The 15,555-nt window shown below is 43.5% G+C and carries 13 protein-coding genes; 8 read left to right on the forward strand and 5 right to left on the reverse strand.

The window, feature by feature from the left end; translation table 11 throughout:
- Positions 1-46 precede the first annotated feature (46 nt).
- The 4 genes from FTU44_RS03580 (at position 47) to FTU44_RS03595 (ending at position 4,820) form a co-directional block, all read left to right on the forward strand.
- Complete coding sequence (locus tag FTU44_RS03580) at positions 47-1,168, forward strand: CaiB/BaiF CoA-transferase family protein (protein ID WP_180049519.1); 1,122 nt, start codon at positions 47-49, stop codon at positions 1,166-1,168.
- Between the two features lie 256 nt (positions 1,169-1,424).
- Positions 1,425-3,068 (forward strand): nitrite/sulfite reductase, encoded by a 1,644-nt coding sequence (locus tag FTU44_RS03585; protein ID WP_005098006.1) that lies wholly within the window; start codon positions 1,425-1,427, stop codon positions 3,066-3,068.
- Positions 3,061-3,546, forward strand: a complete 486-nt coding sequence (locus FTU44_RS03590) for a DUF934 domain-containing protein (protein WP_005098005.1) — start codon at positions 3,061-3,063, stop codon at positions 3,544-3,546. Before FTU44_RS03585 ends, FTU44_RS03590 begins: the two co-directional genes overlap by 8 nt.
- 287 nt (positions 3,547-3,833) lie before the next feature.
- Entirely contained in the window at positions 3,834-4,820 is a 987-nt protein-coding gene (locus FTU44_RS03595) for a diaminopimelate dehydrogenase (protein WP_074383493.1), read from the forward strand.
- 174 nt (positions 4,821-4,994) lie between these two features.
- On the opposite strand, the gene FTU44_RS03600 is transcribed toward FTU44_RS03595, so the two are convergent.
- On the reverse strand, positions 4,995-6,170 hold the full coding sequence (locus FTU44_RS03600) for an acetyl-CoA C-acyltransferase (RefSeq protein ID WP_180049521.1): 1,176 nt from the start codon (positions 6,168-6,170) through the stop codon (positions 4,995-4,997).
- Between the two features lie 110 nt (positions 6,171-6,280).
- Positions 6,281-6,802 (reverse strand): GspH/FimT family pseudopilin, encoded by a 522-nt coding sequence (locus FTU44_RS03605; RefSeq protein WP_180049523.1) that lies wholly within the window; start codon positions 6,800-6,802, stop codon positions 6,281-6,283.
- Positions 6,803-7,177: 375 nt separating this feature from the next.
- On the opposite strand from FTU44_RS03605, the gene omp38 reads away from it, so the two are divergent.
- Together omp38 and FTU44_RS03615 are read left to right on the forward strand one after the other, a co-directional pair.
- Entirely contained in the window at positions 7,178-8,239 is a 1,062-nt protein-coding gene (gene omp38, locus FTU44_RS03610) for an outer membrane protein Omp38 (protein ID WP_180049525.1), read from the forward strand.
- 101 nt (positions 8,240-8,340) lie between these two features.
- Positions 8,341-8,874, forward strand: a complete 534-nt coding sequence (locus FTU44_RS03615) for a peptidase C39 (RefSeq protein ID WP_074383489.1) — start codon at positions 8,341-8,343, stop codon at positions 8,872-8,874.
- 52 nt (positions 8,875-8,926) lie between these two features.
- On the opposite strand, the gene FTU44_RS03620 is transcribed toward FTU44_RS03615, so the two are convergent.
- The 3 genes from FTU44_RS03620 to FTU44_RS03630 form a co-directional block, all read right to left on the reverse strand.
- Positions 8,927-10,390: an amino acid permease gene (locus FTU44_RS03620; RefSeq protein ID WP_005097999.1), complete on the reverse strand. Its 1,464-nt coding sequence runs from the start codon at positions 10,388-10,390 to the stop codon at positions 8,927-8,929.
- Positions 10,390-11,424: a methyltransferase gene (locus FTU44_RS03625; RefSeq protein ID WP_074383488.1), complete on the reverse strand. Its 1,035-nt coding sequence runs from the start codon at positions 11,422-11,424 to the stop codon at positions 10,390-10,392. The genes FTU44_RS03620 and FTU44_RS03625 overlap by 1 nt, the downstream gene beginning before the upstream one ends.
- A gap of 66 nt (positions 11,425-11,490) precedes the next feature.
- Positions 11,491-12,861, reverse strand: coding sequence for a uracil-xanthine permease family protein (locus FTU44_RS03630; protein WP_005097996.1), 1,371 nt, complete (start codon positions 12,859-12,861; stop codon positions 11,491-11,493).
- 174 nt (positions 12,862-13,035) lie between these two features.
- Here FTU44_RS03630 and typA point away from each other — a divergent pair, with 174 nt between their 5' ends.
- Positions 13,036-14,874 (forward strand): translational GTPase TypA, encoded by a 1,839-nt coding sequence (gene typA, locus FTU44_RS03635; protein ID WP_005097994.1) that lies wholly within the window; start codon positions 13,036-13,038, stop codon positions 14,872-14,874.
- A 182-nt stretch (positions 14,875-15,056) separates the two neighbouring features.
- Complete coding sequence (gene mscL, locus FTU44_RS03640) at positions 15,057-15,497, forward strand: large conductance mechanosensitive channel protein MscL (RefSeq protein WP_005097993.1); 441 nt, start codon at positions 15,057-15,059, stop codon at positions 15,495-15,497.
- Positions 15,498-15,555: the final 58 nt, after the last annotated feature.

Genomic DNA, 15,555 nt, shown 5'->3' on the forward strand with positions numbered 1-15,555 from the left:
TTTCTATGATGCTGAAAAAAGCAATATAAGTAGAGCAAATACTCCAATGTCATATACCTTAAAAGGATTGAAAATTCTAGACTTTTCTACATTATTGCCGGGCCCATTCGCGACATTATATCTGGCTGATCTCGGCGCCGAGGTTGTGCATATTGAATCACCGACCCGCCCGGACCTGTTGCGATTAATGCCCCCCTTTGCCAATGGACAGGCCACTTCACAGAGTTATCTGAACCGAAACAAGCAATCGGTAGCACTGGATTTGAAAGATCCGACCAATATCGAACTGGTCAAATCCAAGATTGCAGATTATGACATTGTGATTGAGCAATTCCGTCCCGGCGTGATGCAACGGCTTGGGCTGGACTACTCAACCTTAAGCGAAATTAACCCCAAATTAATTTACTGTTCCATCACTGGCTATGGCCAAACCGGTACTTACAAAGCGAAAGCAGGACATGATATTAACTATCTGGCCTTGTCCGGTATTGCTGGACACAGTGGCCGGATTGAAAGTGGGCCACCTGCTTTAGGCATTCAGGTTGCCGATGTAGCCGGTGGTTCCATGCATGCCGTAATTGCGATTTTGGCGGCGGTGATCGAACGCCAGCGCAGCGGTAAAGGTCAATATATTGATATTTCCATGACCGATTGTGTAGTCACCATGAATAATCTGGCCGCATCCGCCAGTTTGGCTGGCAATCAGCATCAACGACCTGAGTCTGGCTATCTGAATGGCGGGACTTTCTATGACTATTATGCAACACAGGATGGACGTTATCTGTCGATTGGCAGTCTGGAACCTCAATTTATGCAGGGATTGGCACAGGCTTTAGAGCTGCCGATTATTCTAGAAAAAGGCAATTCTTTTGCTCCAGAAGATCATGCTGCGGTGAAACAGGCAATTCAAAATAGAATAAAGTCAAAACCATTAGCGGAATGGCAAACACTATTCGCAGCGCTGGATGTCTGTGTTGAGCCGGTGCTAAAACTTGAAGAAGCTTTGCATTCTGATTTAGCGCAACAGCGAGAATGGCTAGTACAGGTTCCATTAAAACCCGATAGTCAGCAGACCGAAGCACAACTGGCCTGTCCGATTAAATTTTCACGTTCAAAGATACGTTATGATTTTGTCGGTCAGTTTTTGGGTGAGAGTGAAAAATGGTAATATTTTTAATTATTTAAAAGACAAAAAGGGTAAAAGATTGAAATATCAATATATGAAGATAACTGCTAACGATTGATGAATTAAAGCATTATTGCTTTAAAACTACACTAAATGCGCTAAACCGTGATATCAGTGAAACTTTGGCAGGCTTATCAATAAAACAGCTATGAAATATGTATAAAAAGCATTTTATTGATAGGTTTAATCTCGCTATCCTTGCGATCGATATAATAGAAACTACTAGCAGCTGTACGCCATGTATTTATATACTGATTTCGATCAGCAACTGATTAATGAACGTGTTGCACAGTTCCGTGACCAAACGGAACGTTATTTAGCCGGTAAACTCACCGAAGATGAGTATCGTCCGCTTCGTCTGCAAAATGGTCTGTATGTACAGCGTTATGCGCCGATGTTACGTATTGCAGTGCCTTATGGTTTGATGAACTCAAAGCAACTGCGTAAAGTGGCTGATTTGGCTAAAGAATATGACCGTGGTTACGCGCATATTTCGACCCGTCAAAACATCCAGTTTAACTGGCCGGCACTGGAAAACGTGCCAGATATGCTGGCTGAACTGGCGACCGTGCAAATGCATGCGATTCAGACTTCAGGCAACTGTATCCGTAATACCACGACGGATCAGTATGCCGGTGTAGTGGCTGGTGAAATTGCCGATCCGCGTCCGACCTGTGAATTGATCCGTCAATGGTCAACTTTCCATCCGGAATTTGCCTTCTTGCCACGTAAGTTCAAGATTGCAGTCTCTGCGCTTGAAGAAACCGATCGTGCCGCCACTGCATTCCACGATATCGGTGTATATATTGTGCGTAATGAAGCCGGCGAAATGGGCTATAAAATCAAAGTGGGTGGTGGTCTTGGCCGTACTCCAGTGATTGGCAGCTTTATCCGTGAGTTCCTGCCACGTGAAGACCTGATTGCTTATCTTGAAGCAGTGCTTCGTGTGTATAACTTGCATGGTCGTCGCGACAACAAATATAAAGCCCGTATCAAAATTTTGGTCAAAGCTTTAACGCCAGCGGTATTTGCTGAGAAAGTTGAAGCTGAATTTGCGCATACTGTTAAGACTTTGAAAATCGATGCAGACACCTTGGCAAAAATGGATGAGAACTTCACCCCATTTGATTATCAAGATTATGCAGATGAAGATTTTACTGAATTGTTTGCGCAATATCCAAAATTCAAACAGTGGTTCAATATCAATACCAATGCACATAAAGTGAAAGGTTATCGTATTGTGACGATTTCACTGAAACGTGCCGGCATTGCACCGGGTGATGTCAGCACTGAAGAAATGAACCTGATTGCAGATCTTGCCGATCAGTACACTTTCGGTGAATTACGTACCACGCATGAACAAAATATCTCGCTGGTCGATGTGCCGCAAAAAGATTTGTTTGCTGTATGGCAAACCCTTGAACAAAACAATCTGGCACGCGCGCATATCGGTTTCTTGACCGACATCATCTGCTGCCCGGGCGGTGATTTCTGTTCATTGGCCAATGCAAAATCGATTCCGATTTCTGAAGCGATTTCACGCCGTTTTGATGATCTGGATACCATTTACAACTTGGGTAAACTGGACTTGAACATCTCAGGTTGTATGAATGCCTGTGGTCATCATCATGTCGGTAATATCGGGATCTTGGGTGTTGATAAAAAAGGCGCTGAATTCTACCAGATCACGCTTGGCGGTAATGCAGACCATGATGCCTCAATTGGCGATATTCTTGGGCCGTCATTTGCAGCAGATGTGGTGCCGGATATTGTAGAAGAAATTCTAAATACCTATCTTGATCTACGTCAGGACGCTGAAGAGTTTATCGATACTTATCGCCGTGTTGGCATCCAACCATTCAAGGAGCGTGCATATGCTTAATACCGCACTCGCAGTGCTCTCTAAAGATGGCACAGTGACAGAAAATACTTACCAGCTCATCGGTGAAGAGGGTGTTTTACCACAAGGTGATGTGGTTCTGACGGTAGATCAGTTAGATCAGCTTCGCCATGTTTCAGGTAAAAAAGCATTGTACTTAACCGTTGATGCTTCACCTGAAAGCAATGAATTTCCGCTAGCTCAATTAGATGCAATCTTTATTGAATTCGCCGGTTTTAATGATGGCCGTGGCTATTCATTTGCGGCACTTTTACGCCGTCAAGGTTTCCAAGGCGAACTTCGTGCCACTGGTGATGTATTCAAAGATGTGTTGAACTACATGAAGCGTTCTGGTTTCGATACTTTCGTGATTAAAGAAGGTAAAGACATTCAGGAGGCGGCTGCCGGTTTAAATGATTTTAAAAATCCGTACCAAGCATCGACCGCGGTGAATCAGGCAAATTATCAAACAGGTGCCTAACCTGAAAGTTAAAAAGCTTGTCTGTAAATAAGTCTGTTTTTCTTATAAACAAAAAGCCTGCAATGCAGGCTTTTTGTTTGCTTTGGACGATAGATATGATTGTTTCTATACTATCCTGAATGCTTTAAATTGCTGCGAATTGCTGTAGCATAAGTATCTTTATGCTGAGAGTAACGCGAGCAGAGCGCTAATTTTCGAGTATGCAAAATCAATCAAGAGGGCGATTTTAATCGGATCGTCATCTGATTTATTTTTTAAATTTTTTCATGATGAAGTGACTTGTCTTTATGCAAAATTCTATCCGTATTGGTATTGCTGGTTATGGCAACTTGGGTCGTGGCGTTGAAACCGCCATTCAAAAGAATCCAGATTTACAACTTGTGGGTATTTTTACCCGTCGTGCGCCTGAAACGGTATCTCCTTGCTTCGCAGCAACCCAAGTGTTCCATATGGACTCACTGACAGATTTCCAAGATAAAATTGATGTGCTGATTTTATGTGGCGGTTCAAAAGACGACTTACCGCAACAAGGTCCGATCTTGGCCAGCCAGTTTAATATTGTCGATAGTTTTGACACCCACGCACGTATTCCTGAATATTATGCAGCGGTCGATGCACCTGCAACAGCCAGCAAGAAAACTGCGATGATCTCTATTGGTTGGGATCCAGGCATGTTCTCGATCAATCGCTTATTTGGTGAAGCTTTACTGCCAGACGGTGAAACCTATACTTTCTGGGGCAAAGGCTTAAGCCAGGGTCATTCAGATGCCATTCGTCGTGTAGAAGGTGTGAAAGCAGGGGTGCAATATACCATTCCTTCAACAGAAGCAATTGAGAAAGTACGTAGTGGTATTCGTCCAGTATTAACGACCAAAGAAAAACATACCCGTGAGTGTTATGTGGTGCTTGCAGAGGGTGCAGATGCAGAAGCAGTGAAGCAAGCGATTGTGACCATGCCGGATTATTTTGCCGACTATGACACGACTGTGAATTTCATTGATGAAGCAACTTTAGCACAAGATCACCAGCGTATGCCGCATGGTGGTTTTGTGATTCGTAGTGGAAACACCAGTGATGCACATAAACAAGTGCTTGAGTTTTCATTAAAACTAGAAAGTAATCCAGAATTTACAGCCAGCGTTTTAGTTGCTTATGCACGTGCAACTTATCGTTTAAATCAAATGCAGCAGTATGGTGCAAAAACAGCATTTGATGTGGCACCGGGCTTGTTGTCAATGAAATCACCTGAGCAACTTCGTAAAGAAATTCTTTAAGTCTTATCATTTAAAGTACAGCTTTGAATATTTGACGATAAAAAGCCTCCAATCGGAGGCTTTTTGATTTCTAAAATTCCCCCTCCTTTATTAAAGGATGAGGAACGATGTTCCGCAAGAGGGGAGGATTTATAAAATCCCTCTAAATCTCTTTTTTAAAAGGGAGGCTTTTAATTAAAGCAACTCAATCGCCACAGCAGTCGCTTCACCGCCACCGATACAAAGTGCAGCAATACCACGTTTACCACCGGTACGTTTCAGCGCATGAATCAAAGTCAGGATAATACGTGAACCGGTTGAACCGACAGGATGACCCAGGGCACAGGCACCGCCATTAATATTGACTTTTTCAGGACCAAGCTTGAATTCATCCATTGGACACATGGTCACCATGGCAAAGGCTTCATTGATTTCCCAGAGGTCGACATCTTGAGCATTCCAACCTGCTTTATCGAGAACCTTTTGAATTGCACCCACTGGCGCTATGGTAAATTCAGAAGGATGCTGTGAATTTGAAGCATAGGCAACAATTTTGGCCAAAGGATTTAAACCTTTTGCTGCGGCATGATCCGCTGAGCTAATCACCAGAGCTGATGCACCATCAGAAATTGAGCTGGCATTGGCAGCGGTAATGGTGCCGTCTTTGGCAAAGGCTGGACGCAGGGTTGGAATTTTATCAATATTGGCATTGAAGGGTTGTTCATCTTTATCAACAACCACATCACCTTTACGTGTTTTTACCGTAACTGCTACGATTTCATCAGAAAAATAGCCTTCATTCACAGCAGTTTGTGCACGTTTCAATGAGCGAATGGCGAAATCATCCATCTGTTCGCGAGTATAGCCTTTGGTATTTGCCATATCTTGGGCAAATGAACCCATCAAACGACCTGTCTCAGCATCTTCAAGACCATCTAGGAACATATGATCTTTAATTTCGCCATGTCCCATGCGGAAGCCGCCGCGCGCTTTCGGCAATACATAAGGCGCGTTGGTCATTGATTCCATCCCCCCTGCAACCACAATATTTGCAGAACCGGCTTTAATCATATCGGCTGCTTGCATCACCGCTTTCATGCCAGAACCACAGAGTTTGTTAATGGTCACAGCACCCGTTGAATCCGGAAGGCCGGCTTGACGCATCGCTTGACGGGCAGGGCCTTGTTTCAAACCCGCAGGAAGGACACAACCCATAATGACTTCTTCAATATCTGCTGCTTGTAAGCCTGCGCGAGCAATCGCTTCTTTAATTGAAGCCGCACCCAGTTCAGGTGCAGTTACACTGGCAAGGCTACCCTGAAAGCCACCCATGGCTGTGCGTGCACCATTGACAATTACGATATCAGTCATTGTTATATCTCCGTATGAGTTTTAATCAATTTTTCAAACATAAGCAGTATATTGAAAAAAACTCAGGATTGAAGCGCTAATCGCAGTCAATCATAAACTGCATAGTTCTGTTAGCAAGAAGGGAGACTTTCTACCCGGATATGTCCCATTTTACTCAGTACAATACGCTGCTGGCTGGAGATTTGCGCCGAACAATAATAGAAACTGCCATTCGAACCAATCGGAAGGGCGGTACGTGCCTGATAAGTGACACTTGGTGAACTTAATGCGCCTCGCCAACTCAGGTTGCCATATTTAAGATTTAGAGCATCAATGTGTAAAATTTGTTCGCCTGCATCGACTTGCCGGTTTTTATTTTTATCAATAAAGACCAGTATATTTTTATTCCATTGATTGGGGTGACAGCTGAGTGAATCCTGACTGGGACAGATCACAATATTCTGGTGAAACACGGCAGCCTGACTACGTGCATAACGGTTAACCGCAGATAATTTGATTGGGATATTTTTGGCTTCCTGTCTGGACTGATATTCATGAAAGTAAGGCAGGGCAATACTGGCCAAAATTGCAAGCACTGCAACACAGATAATCAATTCAACAATAGTGAACGCTCTTGTTATTTTTCTATACATAGAGTTACCTGATTTATATATTATTTTTATAGGAAACATGTTATTAATTATGCGTTTTTTATGCTTTGTTGAGCGTGTAATTTAGCTGTTACTCAAAATTCAAGAAAGCTATTAAAAAATAATTGGCAATCACAATAGGTCATTCAGAATAAAAAATTGAGTAAAAAATTACTGAATTACAACGGAAATTGTAAGTAATTTTGTCAATAATTTACTTGATTAAATTAATCAAGCACTTGGAAAGATAATAAAGTGTTTGTATGATGCCATGTGAATAGCTTAAGAATAAAACTGGGGTAATAAAAAGCCTATCTCAGGATGGCCTATTACGGGCTTGAGCTTGAACAACAATTGTTATCTCTGGAGGATAAATCCATGAAAATGAGTCGTATTGCTTTAGCTATGCTTGTAGCTGCACCTTTTGCTGCTGCAAATGCAGGCGTAACTGTTACTCCGTTGATGTTAGGTTATACATTCCAAGACACTCAGCACAACAATGGCGGTAATGATGGTGAGTTATTAGTTTCTAATCAAGGTGAAATGCAAGACGATTTATTCGTTGGTGCTGCGATTGGTGTAGAACTTACTCCTTGGTTAGGTTTTGAAGCTGAATACAGCCAAGTTAAAGGTGATGTTGACGGTGCTGAGCAGCCTGGTGCAGAATATAAAGGCCAAAACATCGCAGGTAACTTCTACGCAACTTCTGATGTGTTCACTGGTAACTATGACAGCAAGATCAAACCATATGCATTGTTAGGTGCTGGTCACTACAAATACAAATTTGATGGTGTAGATCGCGAAGGTCGTGGTAATGAAGAAGAAGGTACGCTAGGTAACGCTGGTATCGGTGCATTCTGGCACATCAACGATGCCTTGGCACTACGTACTGAAGCTCGTGGTACTTACCACTTTGACGAAAAATTCTGGAACTATACAGCGCTTGCTGGTCTTAACGTCGTTCTAGGTGGCCGTCTGAAACCAGCTGCTCCAGTAGTAGAAGTTGCTCCAGTTGAGCCTGTAACTCCGGTTGCTCCAGCTCCACAAGAGTTGACTGAAGACCTGAACATGGAACTTCGTGTGTTCTTTGATACCAACAAATCAAACATCAAAGATCAATACAAACCTGAAATCGCGAAAGTTGCTGAGAAGTTAGTTGAATATCCAAACGCTACTGCTCGCATCGAAGGTCACACTGATAACACTGGTCCACGTGCACTGAACGAACGTTTGTCTCTGGCTCGTGCTAACTCTGTTAAATCTTCACTTGTGAATGAATACAACGTAGATGCATCTCGCTTGTCTACTCAAGGTTTTGCTTGGGATCAACCGATTGCTGACAACAACACTAAAGAAGGTCGTGCTATGAACCGTCGTGTATTCGCGACGATCACTGGTAGCCGTACTGTACTAGTTGAAGGTCAACAACAAGCTCAATAATTAATTATTGAATTGTTAAAAAAAGCGGCTCCTATGAGCCGCTTTTTTTATATTTGAATTTTGACTACACTGAGTCATTAAAGATGTAATTGAGTGATAACATGGGTGTTGAAATTCCTGAAGATTTACAAAATCTGGAAGCCAATAGTGGAATTTTCTCGATCTGGATGATTTTCCATCATTATGGAATTGACCTGCATATTCCGGACTTGGTTCAGCTCTGTCGTCACAATCCGGAAATGGGAACTTCAACTATTGCCCTTGCAGTGGCTTTGCAGACGCTGGGACTGGATGTTGCTTTTTTTAGCGAATATGATGCAGATAAACAGCCAGTCGAGCTTGATTTTTATCAACAAGCACAGACACTTAAAATACCTGTTGAAGAGCGTGTGATCTCTTATGCAGAAATCCAGCAGCAGGTGGAAGCAGGCCGTTTCGTGATTGTTTTCTACGATACCTTAGAAGGGGTCGGTAATCATTCATTGATCTATGCAATAGATGAACATGAGATCAGTTTCTTTGACAGTTTTGATGCGATGCCGGCAGATGTATTCGAGCAGCAGCGTCAGGCAGAGGGGATCTGTCAGCAAGTGATTGTGATTGATGACCGTAATTTTGTCATGCGGCATAACTAATCTAAGAAATTAAAAAATCAGCCCGTAGACTGATTTTTTAATTTATGATGGTTTATTCCTGATCAAGTTTCATAGGTTGTACATCCATCTCTTGATAAGACACCAGTTTGGATTTTTTCTTCCATTTGTATCCGAACCAGATTGCCAAGAACAATGGAATACTGATATAGGTCGAGAGAACCCCCATCCATTGACCTGCCAGAACATCCTGATAGTTTTGACCAAGGACGACAATCGCACAGAGAATAAAAGCAAACCAAGGAGCAAAGGGGAAGAACTTGGCGCGATAAGCCAGATCTTCCAGTTTGTAGCCTTGAGCCAAGTAACCTTTGCGGAAGCGATAGTGTGAAATCGCAATCCCGAGCCAGACAATAAAGCCGCACATGCCCGACATATTGAGTAGCCAGTTAAAGACTTCCTGTTCACCGAAGAAGGTAGTCAGGAAACACAGTGCTGCGATCGCAGTGGTGGCATACAGGGCATTCATCGGTACACCACGTGGATCCAGACGGCCAAACAGTTTTGGCGCACTACCTTTACGTGCCATATCAAATAGCATGCGTGTAGATGAATACATGCCTGAGTTACCCGCAGACAGAATGGCTGTCAAAATCACCGCATTCATAATGCTCGCAGCAAAGGCAAAGCCGGCCTTTTCATAGAGCAGGGTAAAAGGAGAAAGCGCAATATTGTCGGTCGCAGCCGCCTGTAATAAGCGTGGGTCATTGTAGGCAATTAATGTGCCGATAATGAAAATACACACGATATAAAATAACAGGATACGCCAGAAAATCTGCTTGATTGCCACCGGAATGGTTTTCTTTGGATCTTTCGATTCGCCCGCAGCCACCCCGACCATTTCGGTTCCTTGAAAGGAGAATCCGGCAATCATCGCCACGCCAATTAAGGCTTGGAAACCACCGACAAAAGGTGCGTCACCAATACTCCAGTTGGCAAATGCTTCTGCGCCTGGGGTCAGCATAATCTTCACGATCATCCAGATACCGATAATGATAAAGGCAATAATCGCGACAACTTTCACCAGAGAGAAGAAGAATTCAGATTCACCAAAGCCTTTAACTGTCAGGGCATTAATCCCAAAAATAATGGCCAGGAAAATTGCACTCCAATAAACACCAGGAATATCGGGAAACCAGAATTTCATGATGAACTGAACGGCAACCAGCTCAAAAGCTACGGTAATGGCCCAGTTGTACCAGTAGTTCCAGCCCAAGGCGAAACCAAAACCGCCCTCGACATATTTAGTGCCATAAGTGAAAAATGCACCCGAGGTGGGATTATGCGTGGCGAGTTCGCCCAAACTGGTCATCAAGAAATAAATCATGACACCAATCAGTGCATAAGCAAGTAGTGCTCCGCCTGGCCCGGCATTGGCAATGGTCGCACCCGAGGCCAGGAATAGACCTGTACCGATGGATCCGCCAATGGCGATCATATTCAGATGACGAGCACCCAGCTTACGCTGCAGCTGCATCGTATTTTGCGTTTCGCTCATCATGATTCCTTAACATTTTTTTGTGTGCTAGCGAACAGCACTTTAAAGCCTTGTTGATCCGCTTTCACTGTGCAGCGACCAAAGTTTTGTTCAATCAGGGTCGGGTAGTTTAAGAAACGGTTGGCCACGATCCAAAGCTCGCCACCTGATTTTAAATGACGACGCGAAGTTTTACACAAGGTTTCGCTGGCCGTGTAATCGGTCTCGATTCCCATATGAAAAGGCGGATTACTGACAATGGCATGCAAGAACAAGGGTGCATCAGCAATGCCAGTGACCGCTTTAATTTCGATCTGTTCAGGGCTAAGCTGGTTTTCATCAAAGGTCATTTGGGTGGAGGCCAGCGCAAAGGCATCCACATCCATGGCAAAAATCCGGTTTTTCGGATTCAACTTTGCCAGATACGCACTAATTACACCTGCGCCACAACCAAAGTCAGCGATTTTACCCGAGGTGACTTGTGATAAATAAGGTAATAAGGTGGCAGTCCCAATATCTAAACGGTTTTGACTAAACACGCCTGGCAGGGCACAAATATTCAGGTCACCATTCGGGGTCGAGACGCTATAACGCTGTGCCCAGTCAGCAAGTGATTTTTTCTCGACCGTGTGGTCTAGAACCAGTTGCCAAAGCTGGCAATGACGTGCGCTATCCAGTTTGAGGGTTTTACCATAAGGCTGCAACTGTTTGGCTGCACGCTCTATCCCGCCTTTCTTTTCACCGACCAGGAAAATACTGCTGCCCGGTTTAAGTTGTGCTGCCACATTATGCAGTAAATAATTGAGCAGTTCTTTAGACTTGGGTACAAAAATAACCGCCTGATCAAACTCAGCTTCAGGCATCTCTGCGCCAAAGTGGACATCTGCTTGTTGCGACTGGAAATATTGAAAATCATTAAAATTCCATGTCCAGACAGCGGGATTGATAGAGGCATCGAATTCAGCGAGTAGATCATCTGTCGGTGCATTAATGAGTAAGATGCGACCCGACAAAAAATCATATTGTCTTAATAAAACTTCGCTTTTAGGATCCATAGGTATCTCTCCAATATAAAGAACACTGCCTAAGTCTGACCTAGACAGTGTTCTTTGGACATGAAATTACTTCTTTGTTTCAGGAAGTACAACATTCAGAATAAGGGCAGCAATACCGCCAGTGGCAACGCCTGAGCTAAAGATATTACGGAATAACTCAGGAAGATGCTCAAGAATTTGTGGAACTTGTGCAACACCTAAACCCAGTGCCAGTGAAATCGCAATAATCAGCAGGGCACGGCGGTCCAGATGTACGCCAGACAGAATATTAATGCCGGAAGCTGCTACTGCACCAAACATCACCATCACTGCACCACCCAGTACCGCTTGCGGAACCGCCTGGATAATCCCGGCAACCGCAGGCAGCAAACCCAGAATGATCAGTAAAGCAGCAATCCAGATGCCGACATAACGGCTCGCTACACCCGTCAACTGAATCACACCGTTATTTTGTGCAAATACCGAACTTGGGAAGGTGTTAAAAATACCGGCAAGGAATGAATTGGCGCCATTGACCAGTACACCGCCTTTAATGCGCTGCATCCATTTTGGCCCATCGACTGGCTGGTTAGAAAGCTTTGAGGTCGCCGTGATATCGCCAATCGCTTCTAAAGAGGTCACCAGATAAATGAATGCCATCGGAATAAACAGGCTCCAGGAGAAGCTTAAACCGAAATGCATTGGAGTTGGAATCTGTACCAGTGGGGCATCTTTTAAGCCGGAAAAATCCAGATGGCCCATAAAGCCGGCCAGAATATAACCACAAACCAGGGCAATCAAAATGGCAGAACTTTTTACCCAGGTAATCCGGATACGGTTCAGGATAATGATCAGCGCCAAGACTGTGCAGGACATGATTAGGTTGTCTGCATTGGCAAAAGTTTTATCGCTCATGGCCTGATAACCACCGCCCATACTGATTAGACCTTCTTTAATTAAGGTTAAACCAATCAGAAGGACGACAATCCCGGTTACCAAAGGGGTAATCAGTTTTTTTATCCAAGGCAGAATCTGGGACACGCCCATTTCAATAAATGCACCTGCAATCACCACACCAAAAATTGCTGCCATGACTGACTCAACTGGCGTACCGGCAGCAACCATGGCTGAACCAATACCAATAATTGGGCCGATAAAGTTAAAGCTGGTTCCCTGAACAATCAACAGACCGGCACCAAAAGGTCCGACTTTTTTAGACTGTAAAAAAGTCGCGATACCCGAGATCACCAGGGACATGGACAAAATCATGTTGGTATCTTCTTTGGATACCCCAAGTGCCAGACAAATTAGCAAGCCAGGGGTCACGATCGGGACAATAATTGCCAATAAATGTTGGAATGCAGCTAAAAAAGCAATAAATGGTTTTGGACGATCATCCAGACCATATACCAGGTCGAGTTGATCTTTAGGAGGAGGAGATTGATTAAAATCAGACATGTGTCAATGCAAATTAAGGCAGGGTGGCGCTATTCTAATCGAGTTACACGCCTTTACAAAATCAAAAAAAGCCCATCTCCTTAAAAAAAGTTGAGGAGTGTGGTAACAGTGACTATAAAAGTTTTGTATTTTTCTGTATAATTTGCCCTCAAATTACATACGCATTGAATTTACATGTCAGATATTAAAACTCTCCGTAACATCGCCATTATTGCGCACGTCGATCATGGTAAAACCACTCTTGTAGACAAACTTTTGCAACAATCAGGTGCTCTCGGTGATCGCGCGGGTGAGATTGAGCGTGTCATGGATTCTGGCGCTATCGAAAGTGAACGTGGTATTACCATTCTTGCAAAAAACACTGCAATTAAATGGACGGATGCACGTACCAATACTGAATACCGTATTAACATCGTGGACACCCCGGGACACGCCGACTTCGGTGGTGAAGTTGAACGTGTAATGTCGATGGTTGACTGCGTACTTCTTCTTGTCGATTCACAAGAAGGCCCGATGCCACAAACACGTTTCGTAACGCAAAAAGCGTTCGCACGTGGTTTGAAGCCAATCGTAATTATTAACAAAGTTGATAAGCCAAGCGCACGTCCAGACTGGGTGATTGACCAGGTATTCGATTTGTTCGATAACTTAGGTGGTTCTGACGAACAGTTAGACTTCCCGGTCGTTTATGCATCTGGTCTTCGTGGTGTGGCGGGTCCTTCTCCAGAAGAACTTGCTGACGACATGACACCATTGTTCCAAACAATTGTAGACATCGTTGAACCGCCAGCAGTTGACGTTGATGGTCCATTCCAAATGCAAGTGTCTTCACTTGACTATAACAGCTTCGTAGGCGTTATCGGTGTTGGTCGTATTCAACGTGGTTCAGTTAAATTGAACACGCAAGTGACTGTGATCGACAAAGAAGGCAAAACACGTAACGGTCGTATCTTAAAAATCATGGGTTATCATGGTTTAGATCGTGTGGACATCGAAGAAGCCAACGCAGGTGATATCGTTTGCGTAACGGGTATCGATGCATTGAACATTTCTGACACGATTTGTGATCCGAAAGCTGTTGAAGCGCTTCCACCGCTTTCTGTAGATGAACCTACAGTCACAATGACATTCCAGGTAAACAACTCACCGTTTGCTGGTAAAGAAGGTAAATTCGTAACTTCACGTAACATTCGTGAGCGTCTAGATCGCGAATTGATCCACAACGTCGCATTACGTGTTGAAGACACTGACAGTCCTGACCGTTTCAAAGTGTCTGGCCGTGGTGAACTTCACCTTTCAGTTTTAATTGAGAACATGCGCCGTGAAGGCTTCGAGATGGGTGTATCTCGTCCGCAAGTCATCTTGAAAGAAATTGACGGTCAAATGCAAGAACCGTACGAAAACGTGACTTTTGACGTTGAAGAACAGCACCAAGGTTCTGTAATGGAGCAAATGGGCAGCCGTAAAGGCGAGATGACCAATATGGAAGTTGACGGTAAAGGCCGTATCCGTATTGAAGCAACTGTTCCTTCACGTGGCTTGATCGGTTTCCGTTCTGAATTCATGACGATGACTTCAGGTACGGGTATCATGACATCAAGCTTCTCGCATTATGGTCCAATGAAACAAGGCCAAGTTGCGAAACGTCAAAACGGTGTGTTGATCTCTATGGTTCAAGGTACTTGCCTGGGCTATGCATTGTTCACATTACAAGACCGTGGTCGTCTATTCGCTAAGCCTCAGTTAGAAGTTTACGAAGGTATGATTATTGGTATTAACTCACGTTCTGACGACATGACTGTGAACCCGACTAAGGCAAAACAGTTAACCAACGTACGTGCATCTGGTACTGATGAAGCATTAACACTTGTTCCTGCAGTTGAATATACGCTTGAACAAGCGCTTGAATTCATTGAAGATGACGAACTAGTTGAAGTAACACCGAAGTCAATCCGTATCCGTAAGCGTTATTTGACTGAAAACGAACGTAAACGTAACCGTTCAGGTAAATAATCTGTAGATTATTGATCTAAGATTCCTAAAGCCGCAATCTTTTCAAAGGTTGCGGTTTTTTGTATTAAAATTTTAACTAGAACCATAAAACTTATAAAAAACATCACCTTATATGAAAATGAAATCACTTATAATTAATGTATAATTCATCACAAACTTTAAAATGAATTATTGGAGAAAAAATGAGTATTATTCAAGAATTTAAAGAGTTTGCTGTCAAAGGCAATGTGATGGACCTCGCGGTCGGTGTCATTATTGGTGGAGCATTTGGTAAAATTATTGATTCTTTTGTAAAAGATATCATCATGCCAATCGTTAGCTGGATTTTAGGTGGGGATGTTGACTATTCTAACTGGTTCCTGGTACTGGGTGATAATCCTAATAATGTCACTTCTTTGGCAAATGCACAGGCTGAAGGCCTGAATGTATTTGCTTATGGTAACTTCCTAACGATTCTGATTAATTTCCTGTTGTTGGCATGGGTGGTATTCTTACTGGTGAAAATGATGAATAAACTTCGTCGTAAACAGGCAGAAGAAGCACCTGCACCTGAAGCCACCCCTGAAGATATCGAATTACTGCGTGAAATTCGTGATGAATTGAAAAAACGTCCTGAAGCATAAGCGTTCTGACACAAATAAAAAAACGGCGCCTCTTGCGCCGTTTTTTTAATCCGCCTAA

The sequence above is a fragment of the Acinetobacter sp. YH12105 genome, from assembly GCF_013419095.1.
GTDB classification, from domain to species: Bacteria; Pseudomonadota; Gammaproteobacteria; order Pseudomonadales; family Moraxellaceae; genus Acinetobacter; species Acinetobacter pseudolwoffii.